The 17,015-nt window shown below is 59.7% G+C and carries 12 protein-coding genes and 1 tRNA gene; 10 read left to right on the top strand and 3 right to left on the bottom strand.

What is annotated here, in order from left to right; all coding sequences use genetic code 11:
• Nucleotides 1–109: 109 nt before the first annotated feature.
• From AC07OJ_RS14400 to AC07OJ_RS14390, 3 genes are all read left to right on the top strand, one after another.
• Complete coding sequence (locus tag AC07OJ_RS14400) at nucleotides 110–1,381, top strand: YeaH/YhbH family protein (protein WP_495094701.1); 1,272 nt, start codon at nucleotides 110–112, stop codon at nucleotides 1,379–1,381.
• Nucleotides 1,378–2,943: a SpoVR family protein gene (locus AC07OJ_RS14395; protein WP_065904645.1), complete on the top strand. Its 1,566-nt coding sequence runs from the start codon at nucleotides 1,378–1,380 to the stop codon at nucleotides 2,941–2,943. Before AC07OJ_RS14400 ends, AC07OJ_RS14395 begins: the two co-directional genes overlap by 4 nt.
• 63 nt (nucleotides 2,944–3,006) lie before the next feature.
• Nucleotides 3,007–4,236 carry a multifunctional CCA addition/repair protein gene (locus AC07OJ_RS14390; RefSeq protein ID WP_495094700.1) on the top strand — a complete coding sequence of 410 codons (1,230 nt, stop codon included), beginning with the start codon at nucleotides 3,007–3,009 and terminating at the stop codon, nucleotides 4,234–4,236.
• A 57-nt stretch (nucleotides 4,237–4,293) separates the two neighbouring features.
• Here the strand turns inward: AC07OJ_RS14390 and folK are convergent, their stop codons facing one another.
• The gene (gene folK / locus AC07OJ_RS14385; protein WP_065904649.1) at nucleotides 4,294–4,812 is read right to left on the bottom strand and encodes a 2-amino-4-hydroxy-6-hydroxymethyldihydropteridine diphosphokinase; all 519 of its coding nucleotides are present in this window, start codon (nucleotides 4,810–4,812) and stop codon (nucleotides 4,294–4,296) included.
• Nucleotides 4,803–5,156 (bottom strand): dihydroneopterin aldolase, encoded by a 354-nt coding sequence (gene folB / locus AC07OJ_RS14380; RefSeq protein ID WP_015886183.1) that lies wholly within the window; start codon nucleotides 5,154–5,156, stop codon nucleotides 4,803–4,805. Before folB ends, folK begins: the two co-directional genes overlap by 10 nt.
• Nucleotides 5,157–5,230: 74 nt before the next feature.
• Between folB and plsY the strand changes: the two genes are divergently transcribed.
• Nucleotides 5,231–5,800, top strand: a complete 570-nt coding sequence (plsY, locus tag AC07OJ_RS14375; RefSeq protein ID WP_065904651.1) for a glycerol-3-phosphate 1-O-acyltransferase PlsY — start codon at nucleotides 5,231–5,233, stop codon at nucleotides 5,798–5,800.
• A 33-nt stretch (nucleotides 5,801–5,833) separates the two neighbouring features.
• Here plsY and tsaD read toward each other — a convergent pair whose 3' ends face one another.
• Nucleotides 5,834–6,859: a tRNA (adenosine(37)-N6)-threonylcarbamoyltransferase complex transferase subunit TsaD gene (gene tsaD / locus AC07OJ_RS14370; RefSeq protein WP_065904654.1), complete on the bottom strand. Its 1,026-nt coding sequence runs from the start codon at nucleotides 6,857–6,859 to the stop codon at nucleotides 5,834–5,836.
• Nucleotides 6,860–7,061: 202 nt separating this feature from the next.
• Here tsaD and rpsU point away from each other — a divergent pair, with 202 nt between their 5' ends.
• The 6 genes from rpsU to AC07OJ_RS14340 all read left to right on the top strand — a co-directional run bounded on the left by rpsU (nucleotide 7,062) and on the right by AC07OJ_RS14340 (nucleotide 16,763).
• Nucleotides 7,062–7,277 (top strand): 30S ribosomal protein S21, encoded by a 216-nt coding sequence (gene rpsU, locus AC07OJ_RS14365; protein ID WP_002551877.1) that lies wholly within the window; start codon nucleotides 7,062–7,064, stop codon nucleotides 7,275–7,277.
• Between the two features lie 444 nt (nucleotides 7,278–7,721).
• Complete coding sequence (dnaG, locus tag AC07OJ_RS14360; protein WP_495094699.1) at nucleotides 7,722–9,692, top strand: DNA primase; 1,971 nt, start codon at nucleotides 7,722–7,724, stop codon at nucleotides 9,690–9,692.
• A gap of 67 nt (nucleotides 9,693–9,759) precedes the next feature.
• Complete coding sequence (rpoD, locus tag AC07OJ_RS14355) at nucleotides 9,760–11,610, top strand: RNA polymerase sigma factor RpoD (RefSeq protein WP_065904657.1); 1,851 nt, start codon at nucleotides 9,760–9,762, stop codon at nucleotides 11,608–11,610.
• A 136-nt stretch (nucleotides 11,611–11,746) separates the two neighbouring features.
• The gene (locus tag AC07OJ_RS14350; protein WP_282397591.1) at nucleotides 11,747–15,490 is read left to right on the top strand and encodes an EAL domain-containing protein; all 3,744 of its coding nucleotides are present in this window, start codon (nucleotides 11,747–11,749) and stop codon (nucleotides 15,488–15,490) included.
• Nucleotides 15,491–15,505: 15 nt separating this feature from the next.
• Nucleotides 15,506–15,582: transfer RNA gene (locus tag AC07OJ_RS14345), tRNA-Ile, on the top strand.
• 125 nt (nucleotides 15,583–15,707) lie between these two features.
• Nucleotides 15,708–16,763 (top strand): site-specific integrase, encoded by a 1,056-nt coding sequence (locus AC07OJ_RS14340; protein ID WP_495094698.1) that lies wholly within the window; start codon nucleotides 15,708–15,710, stop codon nucleotides 16,761–16,763.
• The last annotated feature ends 252 nt before the right edge of the window (nucleotides 16,764–17,015 follow it).

The following is a 17,015-nucleotide window of genomic DNA, read 5'->3' as shown; positions in this document are numbered from 1 at the left end:
GCGGCAGGCGTGCGCTGCCAGGTCTTTGGCCTGGCAGCTGACCGCTTGTCTCTAAGCTTCCAGCTCGCGGCTTGAAGCTTGTAACGTGAAGCTGCCCGGAGGGCTCCCCATGAGCTATGTGATCGACCGACGCCTCAATGGCAAGAACAAGAGCACGGTAAACCGCCAGCGTTTCCTGCGGCGTTACCGTGACCACATCAAAAAGGCCGTTGAAGAGGCCGTCAGCCGCCGCTCCATCACCGACATGGAGCATGGCGAACAGATCAGCATTCCCGGAAGGGACATCGACGAACCGGTGCTTCACCATGGCCGGGGCGGCAAACAGACCGTCGTGCATCCCGGCAACAAGGAATTCACCACCGGCGAACATATCCAGCGCCCCCAGGGCGGTGGCGGCGGCAAGGGTCCTGGCAAGGCCGGCAATTCCGGCGAAGGCATGGATGAGTTCGTGTTCCAGATCACCCAGGAAGAATTCCTTGAGTTCATGTTCGACGACCTGGAGCTGCCCAACCTGGTCAAGCGCAACCTGACCGGCACCGATACCTACAAGACCGTACGCGCCGGGATCAGCAACGAGGGCAACCCGTCCCGGATCAACATCATTCGTACCCTGCGCTCGGCCCACGCCCGGCGTATCGCCCTGTCCGGCAGCAGCCGCGCCAAACTGAAGGAAGCCAAGGAAGAACTGGCACGCTTGAAACGCGAAGAACCGGACAACTTCGGCGATATTCAGGAAATGGAGGCCGAAATCGAAAAACTCAGCGCGCGTATCCATCGCGTGCCGTTTCTCGACACGTTCGACCTCAAGTACAACCTGCTGGTCAAGCAGCCCAACCCCAGCTCCAAGGCCGTGATGTTCTGCCTGATGGACGTGTCCGGCTCCATGACCCAGGCAACCAAGGACATCGCCAAGCGGTTCTTCATCCTGCTGTACCTGTTCCTGAAGCGGAACTACGACAAGATCGACGTGGTGTTTATCCGTCATCACACCAGCGCCCGGGAAGTCGACGAGGAAGAGTTCTTCTACTCACGGGAAACCGGCGGCACCATCGTCTCCAGCGCCCTGAAGCTGATGCAGGAGATCATGGCCGAACGCTACCCGGCCAACGAGTGGAACATCTACGCCGCCCAGGCTTCCGACGGCGACAACTGGAACGACGATTCACCGATCTGCCGCGACATCCTGATCAACCAGATCATGCCGTACGTGCAGTACTACACGTACGTCGAGATCACCCCCCGTGAGCACCAGGCCCTGTGGTTCGAATACGAGCGCATCGGCGAAGCCTTTGCCGATACATTCGCGCAACAGCAACTGGTCTCGGCCGGCGATATCTACCCGGTCTTCCGTGAACTCTTCCAGCGCAGGTTAGTGACATGACCGCCAAAAAAGAGCATAAGCGCCAACCCATTTCCACGGGGTCTGAATGGACCTTCGAACTGATCCAGGCCTATGACCGGGAAATCAGCCGCATCGCGGCGGGTTATGCCCTGGACACCTACCCCAACCAGATCGAAGTGATCACCGCCGAACAGATGATGGATGCCTACGCCTCTGTCGGCATGCCTCTGGGTTACCACCACTGGTCCTACGGCAAACACTTCCTCAGCACCGAGAAGTCCTACACCCGCGGGCAGATGGGCCTTGCCTACGAGATCGTGATCAACTCCGACCCGTGCATCGCCTACCTGATGGAAGAAAATACCATCTGCATGCAGGCGTTGGTGGTGGCACACGCCTGCTACGGCCACAACAGCTTCTTCAAGGGCAACTACCTGTTCCGCACCTGGACCGACGCCAGCTCGATCATCGATTACCTGGTATTCGCCAAGCAGTACATCATGCAGTGTGAGGAACGCCACGGCATCGACGCGGTGGAAGACCTGCTCGACTCCTGCCACGCCCTGATGAACTACGGCGTTGACCGCTACAAACGCCCTTATCCGATTTCCGCCGAGGAAGAACGCCTGCGCCAGAAGGAGCGCGAGGAGCATCTGCAGAAGCAGATCAATGACCTGTGGCGCACCATTCCTAAAAAGGCCGGCAAAAACAACGACAAGGACAATGCACGCTTCCCCGCCGAACCTCAGGAAAACATCCTGTACTTCCTGGAAAAACACGCGCCGCTGCTGGAGCCATGGCAACGGGAAATCGTGCGCATCGTGCGCAAGATCGCCCAGTATTTTTATCCACAGCGCCAGACCCAGGTGATGAACGAAGGCTGGGCGACGTTCTGGCACTACACCTTGATGAACGACCTGTACGACGAAGGCCTAGTCACTGACGGCTTCATGATGGAGTTCCTCACGTCCCACACCAGCGTGGTGTTCCAGCCGGGCTTTGACAGCCCGTACTACAGCGGCATCAACCCGTATGCCCTGGGGTTTGCCATGTACCGCGACATCCGGCGCATGTGCGAACACCCCACTGAGGAGGATCGCCGCTGGTTCCCGGAGATCGCCGGCAGTGACTGGCTCTCGACCATCAAGTTCGCCATGAGCAGCTTCAAGGACGAGAGTTTCATCCTGCAGTACCTGTCGCCTCAGGTTATTCGCGATCTCAAGCTGTTCAGTATTCTGGATGACGACCTCAAGGATGACCTGGTGGTACCAGCCATCCATGACGAACCCGGGTATCGCGTGATCCGCGAAACCCTGGCGGCGCAGTACAACCTGGGCAACCGAGAACCCAATGTGCAGATCTACAGTATCGACGTACGTGGCGACCGCTCGCTGACCCTGCGTCATCAGCAGCACGACCGCAAACCGCTGGGTGAATCCACCGAGGAAGTGCTCAAGCACCTGCACCGGCTGTGGGGGTTCGACATCCACCTGGAGACCCTGCAGGGCGATCAGGTGATGAAAACCCACCACGTGCCGCCGCGCAGCGATCACAACGACAACGACTACGGCCGCCTGGACCTGGCCGTCGTTCATCTCTGAAACAGCAAAGCCTCCATTGGTCAGGCACAGGCGGTATCCTGTGCCGCTAATGGAGGCTTTTTCATGAAAATCTACAAAGTCGGCGGCGCCGTACGGGACCGCCTGCTGGGCATCGAAGTCACCGATATCGACCGTGTCGTCGTCGGTGCAACGACCGAAGAGATGCTCGCCAAGGGCTACAAGCCGGTGGGTGCTGACTTTCCGGTATTCCTGGACCCGAAAAACGGCGATGAATACGCCCTGGCCCGCACTGAACGCAAGAGCGGCAGGGGTTATGGTGGTTTTGTATTCCACGCCAGCCCCGAGGTCACGCTGGAAGAAGACCTGATCCGCCGCGACCTGACCATCAACGCCATGGCCGAAGACGACGACGGCAGCCTGACCGACCCTTACCACGGCCAACGCGATCTTGAAGCGCGCATCTTGCGCCACGTTTCCCCTGCGTTCGCCGAAGATCCCCTGCGTGTCCTGCGTGTTGCCCGCTTTGCCGCGCGCTACGCACACCTGGGCTTCACCGTCGCACCTGAGACCCTGGAACTGATGCGTCAGCTCAGCGAATCCGGTGAACTGGAGGCCCTCACGCCAGAGCGCAGCTGGAAAGAAATCTCCCGCGCACTGATGGAAGATCAGCCACAGGTCTTTATCCAGGTCCTGCGCGACTGCAACGCGCTGAAAACATTGATGCCGGAAGTGGACGCACTGTTCGGCGTGCCACAGCCCGCAGCCCATCATCCCGAGATCGACACCGGCGTACACACCTTGAGCGTGCTGCAGCAGGCCGCCTTGCACCAACAGCCGCTGACCGTGCGCTGGGCCTGCCTGCTGCATGACCTGGGCAAGGGATTAACGCCTGTGGATAAGTTGCCACAGCATATTGCCCACGAACACCGTGGCTTGAAGCTGATCAAGGCGGTCAACGAGCGCTTCAAAGTGCCCAGGGACTGCCAGGAATTGGCACTGCTGGTCGGCCAGTATCACACCCATGGTCATCGCGCGCTGGAGCTCAAAGTCTCGACACTGCTGGATTTGCTGCAGAGTTTCGATGTCTACCGGCGGCCGCAGCGCTTTGAAGAGTTTGTGGTGAGTTGTGAGATGGACGCGCGAGGCCGTAAAGGCCTGGAGCAAAGGAGTTATCCACAGGCGGATTATTTGCGCGGCGCGGCCAAGGTCGCGCGCGAAGTTGCAGTCGCGCCCTTGCTGGAGAAGGGTTTCAAAGGCCCGGAGTTGGGCGAGGCACTCAAGCGCGAACGGCTCAAGGCATTAAAAATCTACAAGGAACACCACGCCCTGTAGCAGTCGGCTTGCCGGCGATCGCGTATCCGCGGTCGCTATCGCCGGCAAGCCGGACTTCTACAGGAGTGTGTTCGGCGTCAGTTGCTGGCCTTGCCACTCAAATGCGACCGGGGCCAGCACCTGGTCGATCTGTGCATCGCGCCACAGCTCAGCCAGGGTCTTGCCCACCTCAGGGTGCACACGCTCCGGCGCCATCAACGACAGCGGCCACAGCACAAACGCATTCTTCAGGATCTCCGCACGCGGCAGGATCAAACCGTCGAAATTGCCCACCAGTTCGCCATACAGCAGCACGTCGATGTCCAGCGGCAGGCCCTTGCGGTCTGGCGCATAGCGACCGTTATCGGCCTCGATGAACTTGAGCCGACGGTCCAGCTCCATCAACGGCAGGTCAGTATAGCCCGACACCACCAGATTGAAGAAGGGCCCGCTCTTGATGCCCACCGGCTGGCTTTCGAACACCGCCGAGCAGCGCATATCCGTCAAAAAGCTCGCCAGGGCATCCAGGCCTGCGTGCAAACGCGGCTCGCGCTCGATATTGCTACCGAGACCAAGGTAAACCTGAGTTAGCGACATCCGCGCTCGATCTCCACGCCCACGCCCTTGGCAGCCGGCACGGCTCCCGGCTTGGTCAACTTGAGGTGCAGCCAGGGAATCTGGAACTCACTCATCAGCACTTCGGCCAGGCGCTCGGCGAAGGTTTCCACCAGTTGGTACTGGGACTGCTCGGCAAAGGCCTGGATACGCGCGGACACGCTGGCGTAATCCAGGGCCAGGGTCAGGTCGTCACCCGCAGCCGCCGGGCGATTGTCCCAGGCAAAACTCAGGTCCAGGCGCAGACATTGGCGAATGCCACGCTCCCAGTCGTAGGCCCCGATCACGGTGTCGACTTCCAGGCCTTCGATAAACACTCTGTCCAAGCACTCTTCTCCGCAGCACGACAAGGGCGCGATGCCCCGTTAGAATCAGGGCGTCCTCGCCCGGAATAGTTAGCATGTTTTGGTCACTGGCGATTCTCGCCTACCTGCTCGGCTCGCTGTCCTTTGCCATTTTGCTCAGCCGCCTGACGGGAAATCCCGACCCGCGAATGAGTGGCTCAGGCAATGCCGGCGCCACCAATATGTTGCGCCTGGCGGGCAAGAAACTTGCCGTCCTGACGTTGCTCGGCGACGTCTGCAAGGGCCTCTTGCCCGTACTGATCGCCAATGCTGCCGGCCTGTCCCTGCAGCAGCAGGCCTGGGTGGGCGTGTGCGCCGTCCTGGGCCATCTGTTTCCGCTGTACTTCCGCTTCCGCGGCGGCAAAGGGGTCGCGACGGCAGCCGGCATGCTGCTGGGGATTTACCCTCCCGCGGCGTTGCTGGCCGTGCTGGCCTGGCTGCTGACGTTCTACCTGACCCGCACCAGCTCACTGGCCGCATTGATCGCCACCCCGCTCACCCTGCCGTTGCTGGCCTGGCAGGAACCGGCAGCGCTGCTGCCGATGAGCGTGTTGACGCTGCTGATCGTCTGGCGCCACCGGGGCAATTTACGCGACCTGTTTGCCGGGCGCGAACGGCATTTTTAAATACCCCCCGATGCGCCCGGCCCACGCTGCACCTCACAGCGGTGACAACTGCTCCATCGGCCAACGTGCCTGCACGCTGATCGCCAGGCTTTCATGTTGCCCGGCCTGCAGGCGCTGGCAACCGGCGTAGGCGATCATCGCGCCGTTGTCGGTGCAGAACTCCGGCCGCGCGTAGAACACATCGCCCTTCATGTCACCGAGCATTTTTTCCAGCGAAGCGCGCAAGGCCTTGTTGGCGCTGACGCCGCCTGCGATCACCAGGCGCTTCATGCCAGCCTGTTTCAGGGCACGCTTGCACTTGATGGTCAAAGTCTCCACCACGGCCTGCTGGAACGCCAGCGCGATGTCGCAACGGGCTTGCTCACTGTCGTCCCCGGCGCTGACGCTCTGCTGCCAGGTGTTCAGCGCCGAGGTTTTCAAGCCGCTGAAGCTGAACATCAGGCCCGGCCGATCGCACATCGGGCGCGGGAAGGTGTAGCGGCCCGGCACGCCCTTTTCGGCGAGCCGGGCGATTTCCGGACCACCGGGATAATTGAGCCCCATCATCTTCGCGGTCTTGTCGAATGCTTCACCGGCAGCGTCATCCAGCGACTCGCCCAACAACGTGTATTGGCCGATCCCGTCGACCTGGACCAGCTGCGTATGACCGCCGGAAACCAACAAAGCGACGAACGGGAACTGCGGCGGTGTTTTTTCCAGCATCGGCGCCAATAAATGGCCTTCCATGTGGTGCACACCCAGGGCCGGAATCCCCCAGGCGAAGGCCAGCGCCTGGGCGCAAGAGGCCCCAACCAGCAGGGCTCCGACCAATCCGGGGCCAGCGGTGTAGGCAATGGCGTCGATCTCGGTCGGCACGCAACCGGCTTCGTCCAGCACCTGGCGAATCAACGGCAGCATGCGCTTGACGTGATCACGGCTGGCGAGCTCGGGCACCACGCCGCCATAAGCGCGGTGCAGGTCGATCTGACTGAACAGCGCATCGGCCAGGAGCCCGCGTTCACTGTCGTAAAGTGCGACACCGGTTTCGTCGCAGGAGGTTTCAAGTCCCAGTACTAGCATGGGTTTGCGCCTTGTAGAGGCTGAATTCGAAGGCGCGCATAATAGTCGCCACTCCCCCTCCCGACTAGCGGTTTTCGATCAGAGGCTTTGCATTCCGGGCAATGAGGGGTTAACATCCGCAACCCTTAAAAACCGACGACCTCAGCCGCGAATTTTTTGCGACGAGAACGTTGATCCCGGTAATGAAAGAAGGTAGCTCTGGATGCCAGCCGTCAAAGTAAAAGAGAACGAACCCTTCGACGTAGCTCTGCGTCGTTTCAAGCGCTCCTGCGAAAAAGCCGGTGTTCTGGCTGAAGTTCGTAGCCGCGAATTTTACGAGAAGCCAACTTCTGAGCGTAAGCGTAAAGCAGCAGCCGCTGTTAAGCGTCACGCCAAGAAAGTTCAGCGCGAGCAGCGCCGCGCCGTTCGTCTGTACTAATACACAGACGTTCGTAGCAAGCTTCTGCCAAGCCCGGCCCTCAGCCGGGCTGTTGGCATTTGCGGATATCGCTTGATGCTTCACCGTCGACGCCGCACACGCGACCGAGACACTGCTTCACACGTCAGGACTGGCTCTTCTGCCAGCGGTGCACGTCTCTTCTGACGAGCCTAACAAGGCTACTGACGAGCACACTTATTCCATAAACAGGCGATCAACTGGATCGACTGTGCCCATCAAGGCGTTTCCGAGGCCCACCGTTGGCCAATACCGGGCGTCAGGGCAACATTTCCACACCGAAGACTGATTAGAAACTAACGTCAGTGAATATTCGGCAGATACACTTCCGTACACCCCATGCAGACGCTAGATGCTCGAGCACTCGATACGCGCGCTTGAACACTTCACGGGCCCTCATTTACACGCAGTGATGACGAGAACGCCATGGCCGGGCTGATTCCCCAGAGCTTTATTGACGACCTTCTGAACCGCACCGACATCGTCGATGTTGTCAGCTCGCGCGTGCAAATGAAGAAGGCCGGCAAGAACTACACCGCCTGCTGCCCGTTCCACAAAGAAAAGACCCCCTCGTTCAGCGTCAGCCCTGACAAGCAGTTCTACTACTGCTTCGGCTGCGGCGCCGGCGGCAACGCCCTCGGCTTCATCATGGACCACGACAACCTGGACTTCCCCCAGGCCGTCGAGGAACTGGCCAAAGCCGCCGGCATGGAAATCCCCCGCGAGGAAAGTGGACGTGCGCACAAACCGCGCCAGCCTACCGATTCGCCGCTGTACCCGCTGCTGACGGCCGCTGCCGACTTCTATCGTCAGGCGCTTAAAAGCCATCCGCAGCGCAAGGCCGCCGTCGACTACCTCAAGGGTCGCGGACTCACCGGTGAAATCGCCCGTGACTTCGGCCTCGGTTTCGCCCCGCCGGGCTGGGACAACCTCTACAAGCACCTGAGCAGCGACACCCTGCAGCAAAAAGCCATGATCGATGCCGGCCTGCTGGTGGAAAACGCCGAGACCGGCAAGCGCTATGACCGTTTCCGCGACCGCGTGATGTTTCCGATCCGCGACAGTCGGGGCCGCATCATCGCCTTCGGCGGCCGCGTGTTGGGTGACGACAAGCCCAAATACCTGAACTCCCCGGAAACCCCGGTGTTTCACAAGGGCCAGGAGCTGTACGGGCTGTTCGAGGCGCGCAAGAACAACCGCAACCTCGATGAAATCATTGTGGTTGAAGGCTACATGGACGTGATCGCGCTGGCTCAGCAAGGCCTGCGCAATGCGGTAGCCACCCTTGGCACCGCGACCAGCGAAGAACACATGAAGCGCCTGTTTCGCGTGGTGCCCAGCGTATTGTTCTGCTTCGACGGCGACCAGGCCGGCCGCAACGCCGCCTGGCGCGCCCTCGAGGCCACGCTGTCGAGCCTGCAGGACGGGCGCCGCGCTCGCTTCCTGTTTTTGCCCGAAGGCGAAGACCCGGACACCCTGGTCCGCTCCGAAGGCACCGACGCGTTCCGCGCGCGCATCAACCAACATGCGCAGCCGCTGGCCGACTACTTCTTCCAGCAACTGACCGAAGAAGCCGATCCACGCTCGCTTGAAGGCAAGGCCCACATGGCTACCCTCGCTGCGCCGCTGATCGACAAAGTCCCAGGCGCGAACCTGAAATCGCTGATGCGCATGCGCCTGCTCGAAATCACCGGATTGAGCGGTGAAGCCGTCAGCCAGCTGGTGCACAACGCCCCGCAGGACGCGCCGCCTGCCTACGACCCAGGCATGGATTACGACGCCATGCCGGACTATTCGGATTTCCATCAACCGCAGGAGGCCTACGCGCCACAGCAGGAATGGACGCCGAAAAAACCCGGCGCCGGCGGCAAGAAATGGGACAAGAAGCCCTGGAGCAAGAACGGCAAGCGCGGTGATCGCGACGAAACCTACGCCCCGCGCACGCCGGTTGCCGTAGAGGCACCGACGTTGATTGCCCTGCGCACGCTTATCCACCACCCGCAACTGGCGGGCAAGGTTGAAAGTGCCGAACATTTTGCCAACGAGAGCAACACTTACGCTCAGGTGCTGATCGCCCTGATCGAAGCCGTGCAGAAAAATCCTAAGCTAAACTCTATTCAGCTGATGGCTCGTTGGCATGGAACCGAACAAGGCCGCTTGTTGAAAGCCCTCGCGGAAAAGGAGTGGCTAATTGACGGCGATAACCTTGAACAACAGTTTTTAGACACCATTACTAGGTTATCCGCGGGTCAGCACACGCAGACCCTCGATGAACTGATCAAGAGAGCAAGGCAGCCGGGATTGTCGGCTGAAGAGCAAATTCAGATAGCAAAACAGATGCGCGACCTCTTAAAACAGAATGTTTCCGCATCAAACCCGACCTCAGCTGGCGTGTGAGGTCATAGCTCGGGTATAATCCTCGGCTTGTTTTTTGCCCGCCAAGACCTTCAGTGGATAGGGTGTTATGTCCGGAAAAGCGCAACAGCAGTCTCGTATCAAAGAGTTGATCACCCTTGGTCGTGAGCAGAAGTATCTGACTTACGCAGAGGTCAACGATCACCTGCCTGAGGATATTTCAGATCCAGAGCAGGTGGAAGACATCATCCGCATGATTAACGACATGGGGATCCCCGTACACGAGAGTGCTCCGGATGCGGACGCCCTTATGTTGGCCGACGCCGATACCGACGAGGCAGCCGCTGAAGAAGCCGCTGCCGCGCTGGCCGCGGTGGAGACCGACATCGGTCGCACGACTGACCCTGTGCGCATGTATATGCGTGAAATGGGTACCGTCGAGTTGCTGACACGTGAAGGCGAAATCGAAATCGCCAAGCGTATCGAAGAGGGTATCCGTGAAGTGATGGGCGCAATCGCGCACTTCCCAGGCACGGTTGACCACATTCTCTCCGAGTACACTCGCGTCACCACCGAAGGTGGCCGCCTGTCCGACGTCCTCAGCGGTTATATCGATCCGGACGACGGCATTGCGCCGCCTGCCGCCGAGGTACCACCGCCTGTCGATGCCAAGGCCGCGAAAGCCGACGACGATTCCGAAGACGACGACGCTGAAGCCAGCGGCGATGACGAAGATGAAGTCGAAAGCGGTCCGGACCCGATCATTGCTGCCCAGCGTTTCGGTGCGGTTTCCGATCAAATGGAAATCACCCGCAAGGCCCTGAAAAAGCACGGTCGCGCCAACAAGCAGGCAATTGCCGAGCTGCTGGCCCTGGCTGAGCTGTTCATGCCGATCAAGCTGGTACCGAAGCAATTCGAAGGCCTGGTTGAGCGTGTTCGCAGCGCCCTTGAGCGTCTGCGTGCACAAGAACGCGCAATCATGCAGCTGTGTGTGCGTGATGCACGCATGCCGCGTGCCGACTTCCTGCGCCAGTTCCCGGGCAACGAAGTTGACGAAAGCTGGACCGATGCACTGGCCAAGGGCAAGGCGAAATACGCCGAAGCCATTGGTCGCCTGCAGCCCGACATCATCCGTTGCCAGCAGAAGCTGACCGCGCTTGAGACCGAAACCGGTCTGACGATTGCCGAGATCAAGGACATCAACCGTCGCATGTCGATCGGTGAGGCCAAGGCCCGCCGCGCGAAGAAAGAGATGGTTGAAGCGAACTTGCGTCTGGTGATCTCCATCGCCAAGAAGTACACCAACCGTGGCCTGCAATTCCTCGATCTGATCCAGGAAGGCAACATCGGCTTGATGAAGGCTGTGGACAAGTTCGAATACCGTCGCGGCTACAAGTTCTCGACCTATGCCACCTGGTGGATCCGTCAGGCGATCACTCGCTCGATCGCCGACCAGGCCCGCACCATCCGTATTCCGGTGCACATGATCGAGACGATCAACAAGCTCAACCGTATTTCCCGGCAGATGTTGCAGGAAATGGGTCGCGAACCGACCCCGGAAGAGCTGGGCGAACGCATGGAAATGCCTGAGGACAAGATCCGCAAGGTATTGAAGATCGCTAAAGAGCCGATCTCCATGGAAACCCCGATCGGTGATGACGAAGACTCCCATCTGGGTGACTTCATCGAAGACTCGACCATGCAGTCGCCAATCGATGTCGCCACCGTTGAGAGCCTTAAAGAAGCGACTCGCGACGTACTGTCCGGCCTCACTGCCCGTGAAGCCAAGGTACTGCGCATGCGTTTCGGCATCGACATGAATACCGACCACACCCTTGAGGAAGTCGGTAAGCAGTTTGACGTGACCCGTGAGCGGATCCGTCAGATCGAAGCCAAGGCGCTGCGCAAGTTGCGCCACCCGACGCGAAGCGAGCATCTGCGCTCCTTCCTCGACGAGTGATACCAGAACCCCCGGCCCAGGCCGGGGGTTTTGTTTTGTACCGATTTAACTCGACAGATTAACTGCCCCCGCACCACCCCTCCCCCGCAATGCCCGTCTACACTCGAAACATTCCCCGTGCCATAACGAGACCGTTATGCCCAGATTGCCGACTGTGTTACTGCTGTCGCTGCTGACCTGGACCGCAACGGCTGGCGCGTTGACTCTTACTGATGATGAGCGTGGCTGGCTGGCGGACCATCAGGAGCTGCGCCTGGGGGTGGACGCGTCGTGGCCACCTTTTGAATACCGCGACGAAAACGGCCGCTACCAAGGCCTGGCGGCGGATTACGTGCGCCTGATCCAGGACCGCCTCGGCGTGCGGGTCAAGCTGATCGAGCCAGTGAACTGGAGCGCGGTGCTGGAGCAGGCTCGCAACAACCAGCTCGACCTGCTGCCAGGCATCATGTCCACGCCGGAGCGCCAGGGCTACATGGCGTTCACGCGCCCGTACCTGGACTTCCCTATCGTCATCCTGGCCCATGAAGGCGGCGCGACTCCCCGCACCCTGAAGGACCTCTACGGCCTGAAGATTGCCGTGGTCGAGAACTACGCTCCCCATGAGCTGCTGCGCACTCACCATCCCGACCTCAACCTGGTGGCCATGCCAAACGTCAGTTCGACGTTGCAGGCCCTGGCGACCGATGAGGTGGATGCGGTGGTCGGCGACCTGGCCTCCAGCGTCTGGAGCCTGCGCCAGCTCAAACTGGATGGTTTGTACGTCAGCGGCGAGACTCCCTATCGCTACCAACTGGCGATGGGCGTGCCACGAGACAACAAAATGCTGGTGGGCATCCTGGACAAGGTCCTGGCCGACCTCAGCCCGCAGGAAACCGACGCGATCCAGCAACACTGGGTCGGCAGCTTCACCGATCACCGCACATTCTGGACCGATCTGCTGATGTACGGCCTGCCTGCGGTGCTGTTGCTGAGCACCGTCCTGGCCATCGTGATTCGGATCAATCGTCGGCTTAGCTCGGAAATTTCCCGCCGTGTCGCCCTCGAACAGGAACTGCGCAGCAGCGAATATCACTATCGCGGGCTGGTGGAGAGCCTGTCCGCCATTGCCTGGGAAGCCAGCGTCACCGACTTCACCTATAGCTACGTCTCACCACATGCCGAGGAATTGCTCGGCTATCCCCGCGCGCATTGGCTGATTCCGGGCTTCTGGCGCAACATCATCCACCCGGCCGACCTGACGCGGACCGAAGCCTATTGCTACCGCGAAACCCGCGCCAGCCGCGATCACAGTGTCGATTACCGGGTGATCACTGCCGACGGTCGCTGCCTGTGGGTGCGCGACATTGTCAGCCTGATCGAACACGGCCACGAACCGGTACTGCGCGGCTTGATGATCGACATCAGCGAAGCCAAGCGCACCGAAGAGGCGCTGCAACTGTCCGAGCAGAAATTTGCCTCCGTGTTCCAGCAGTGCCCGGACATTCTGGTGATTGCGCGGCTGTCCGATGGTTGCCTGCTGGAGGTCAACAAAGCGTTCGAAGACCAGGTTGGCCTGACGGCCGAGGAAGTGCTCGGCAAAACTGCGACGTCCCTGAATATCTGGGGCATCCCGGGCATCGGCCCCGACCTGCTGAAACGGGTGCAAACCACCAGTATCCGCAACCTCGAAATGCCTTTCCGGCGCAGCAACGGCCAGGCGTTCACCGGGCTGATTTCGGCCGAGCCGTTCCAGCTCGACACCACCGAAGCCTTGGTGGTGGTGGTGCGCGACATCACCCAACTCAAGGAAACCCAGCAACAACTGCAAACCTCCGAGGAGAAGTTCGCCAAAGCCTTCCACGCCTCCCCTGACGGCTTGCTGCTGAGCCGGCAACGCGATGGCCTGCTGATTGAAGTCAACGATGGTTTCAGCCGCATCACCGGCTTCAACAGTGCCACCTCCCTCGACCAGTCCACACTGGACCTGGGCATCTGGGTCGACCTCAACGAGCGCAAGCACATGCTGGAGTTGATGCACCGCGATGGTTTTGTGCGTGACTTCATCTGCCATATCCGCCGCAGCGACGGGCAGATCCGGCTATGTGAAGTGTCCAGCCGCCCGCTGCCGATTGCCGGTGAAGATTGCATGCTGACCATCGCCCGCGACATTACCGAACGCCAGCTGATGCAGGAAAAACTGCAACAGGCCGCGACGGTGTTTGAAAGCACCGCCGAAGGCGTCTTGATCACCGACATTCGGCAGAACATCAGCGCCGTCAACCGCGCCTTCAGCGAAATCACCGGATACAGCGAGGCTGAAGCCCTTGGCAATACACCGCGCCTGCTCGCCTCCGGCCTGCATGACAGCGCGTTTTACGCCGCGATGTGGCACCAATTGACTGCCCAGGGGCACTGGCAGGGCGAGATTTCCAACCGGCGCAAGAACGGCGAGCTGTACCCCAGCTGGCTGACCATCAGCGCCGTGCGCAACCGCGACCAGATGATCACGCACTTCGTCGCCGTCTTTGCCGATATCTCCAGCCTCAAACTGGCCCAGGCCCGTCTCGACTACCAGGCGCACCACGATCCACTGACCGGCCTGCCCAACCGCACCCTGTTCGAGAGCCGCTTGCAGGCCGCCCTCAATGGCCATCAGGAAACCGGCAAACAGGGTGCCGTGCTGTTTCTCGACCTGGACCGTTTCAAACACATCAACGACAGCCTCGGCCATCCGATCGGCGACTTGCTGCTCAAAGACATCGCGGTGCGCCTCAAGGAGCAACTGCGCGACATCGACACCGTTGCGCGCCTGGGCGGTGATGAATTCATCATCCTGCTCCCCGGCCTGCAACATGCCAGCGACGCCCAGTACCTGGCGAACAAGCTTTTGGCGTGCTTCACGCCGCCCTTCCAGGCCGGCGAACACGAGTTTTTCATCAGCGCCAGCATTGGCACCAGCCTCTATCCCCAGGATGGCACCGACGTCGCCACCTTGGTCAAAAACGCCGACGCGGCAATGTACCGCTCCAAGGCCAAGGGCCGTAACCGCGTCGAAAGCTACACCCGCGACCTTACCGCCCAGGCCAACGAGCGCGTGGCGCTGGAACATGAACTGCGCCGCGCCATCGAGCGCGACGAGCTGAGCCTGTATTACCAACCCAAACTCAGCCTGGAAACCCACGAACTGATCGGCGCCGAAGCACTGATCCGCTGGCGTCACCCCACCTTTGGCGACGTACCGCCCGAACACTTCATTGCCCTGGCCGAAGAGAACGGCATGATCCTGCAGATTGGCGACTGGGTGCTGGAGCAGGCCTGCCGGCAAATGCATGCCTGGCAATCCGCCTTCGATGATTTCGGCCCGCTGTCGGTCAACCTCGCCGGCGCGCAACTGCGTCACCCCGGCCTGCTGGGGCGCATCGAACAGTTGCTGCATGACTACCGCCTCGACCCCGGCTGCCTGCAACTGGAGATCACCGAAAACTTCATCATGAGCCAGGCCGAAGAAGCGCTGGAAGTCCTGCACCAGCTCAAACGCCTGGGCGTACAGCTGGCAATCGATGACTTCGGCACCGGCTACTCATCCCTCAGCTACCTCAAGCGCCTGCCGCTGGACTTCCTGAAAATCGACCAATCCTTCGTCCGCGGCCTGCCCGACGACCCGCACGACGCCGCGATCGTGCGCGCCATCATTGCCTTGGGCCACAGCATGCAATTCACCATCATCGCCGAAGGTGTGGAGAACCCTGCGCAACAGGCATTCCTAGCCGCTGAGGGCTGTGAACAGATGCAAGGCTACATCGTCAGCCTGCCCCTGCCACCGGAGCTTTTTGCAGCGACGTTTCTTCGTATGGACCTTGAGGACTTTTCGGATAGCACAGCGGAGAAACCATCGTTATAATCCGCGACCTGTTTAGGGCCTATAGCTCAGTTGGTCAGAGCAGAGGACTCATAATCCTTTGGTCCACGGTTCAAGTCCGTGTGGGCCCACCAACTCCAAAGCCGCGCATTGCGCGGCTTTCGCGTTTCTGGCTCGTACATCACAGATACAGTCCTATGGTCCAAGGGTACAATTTAGGTACAGTGCTGGTTCGCCAGCCGCCTAGGAGCACCCTCTCATGGCTACTCTCGTCAAAACACCTTCCCGCACCTGGAAGGCGCTGATTCGCAAAACTGGCTGGCCAACTGTGGCTAAAACCTTCCGCACAAAGCGTGATGCGGAGGACTGGTCTCGACGTACCGAAGACGAAATGGTCAGAGGTGTGTACATCCAGCGCAGCGGCTCCGAACGCATGACGCTGGAAACAGCCCTCAAGCGCTACTTGAGCGACATTACCCCCACCAAGAAGCCCACCACTCAGCGCGGCGAAATCTCGAAAGCCAAGAAGCTCATCGAGCTCCTGGGCAAATATTCCATGGCCGCCCTCTCCGCTGAAATCATCGCCGGCTATCGTGACATGCGCCTGAACGAACCCAGCCGTGGTGGGACCATCAGCAACAACACCGTGCGCCTCGAACTGGCCCTATTGAGCCACCTGTACACGGTAGCGATTCAGGAGTGGGGTTTAGGTCTGACGTTCAACCCAGTGCTGAACATCCGTAAGCCAAGCCCTGGGGATGGTCGTGACCGAAGATTATCGCCGGAGGAAGAACGCCATCTGCTCGCGGCCGTGAATCGGCACAGCAACCCTATGCTGGGCTGGATTGTTTGCATCGCTCTGGAAACGGGTATGCGCTCGTCAGAGATCTCATCTCTACGTCGACCTCAAGTGGATTTGGCAAAGCGCGTCATACGCCTCTCAGACACGAAGAACGACGGCTCGCGCACTGTGCCTCTGAGCAAGCGTGCCACCGAAGTATTTAAAGCTGCGATGGATAACCCGGTGCGTCCGATCGACTGCAATCTGGTGTTTTTCGGTGAGCCTGGGAAGGACGGGAAGCGTCGGCCGTATACCTTCACGAAAATATGGGGGCAGTTGAAGAAGAAGCTTGATCTGCCTGATTTCAGGTTTCACGACCTGCGCCATGAGGCAGTGAGTCGACTTGTCGAAGGCGGGTTATCTGATCAAGAGGTGTCAGCCATCAGCGGTCATAAATCGATGCAAATGCTCAAGCGATATACCCACCTTCGGGCTGAAGATCTGGTTGAAAAGCTGGACAAGATCTCAAGATGACTAATCTGCCCAAAAAAACTTGATATAAATGCGACTATTTTCATAGTCGCACAACCAAAAACAAACAAACACCAACAACCATTAGATACATATAGACATTATCAGATTATCCCCACCCAACTTTAAAACCAAGATAGCTAATCCGAAGCTACCAAGACATACAAAACCTTGAACCAAGATACTGCATATTGGTAATTTCGGCACACTAGCCAGTTTGACAATACGGCAATCCCACCCAAGAATTCGCAGACC

The organism is Pseudomonas sp. GW821-FHT09C08, from assembly GCF_059418125.1.
This window is presented reverse-complemented; position numbering and strand designations above follow the sequence as displayed.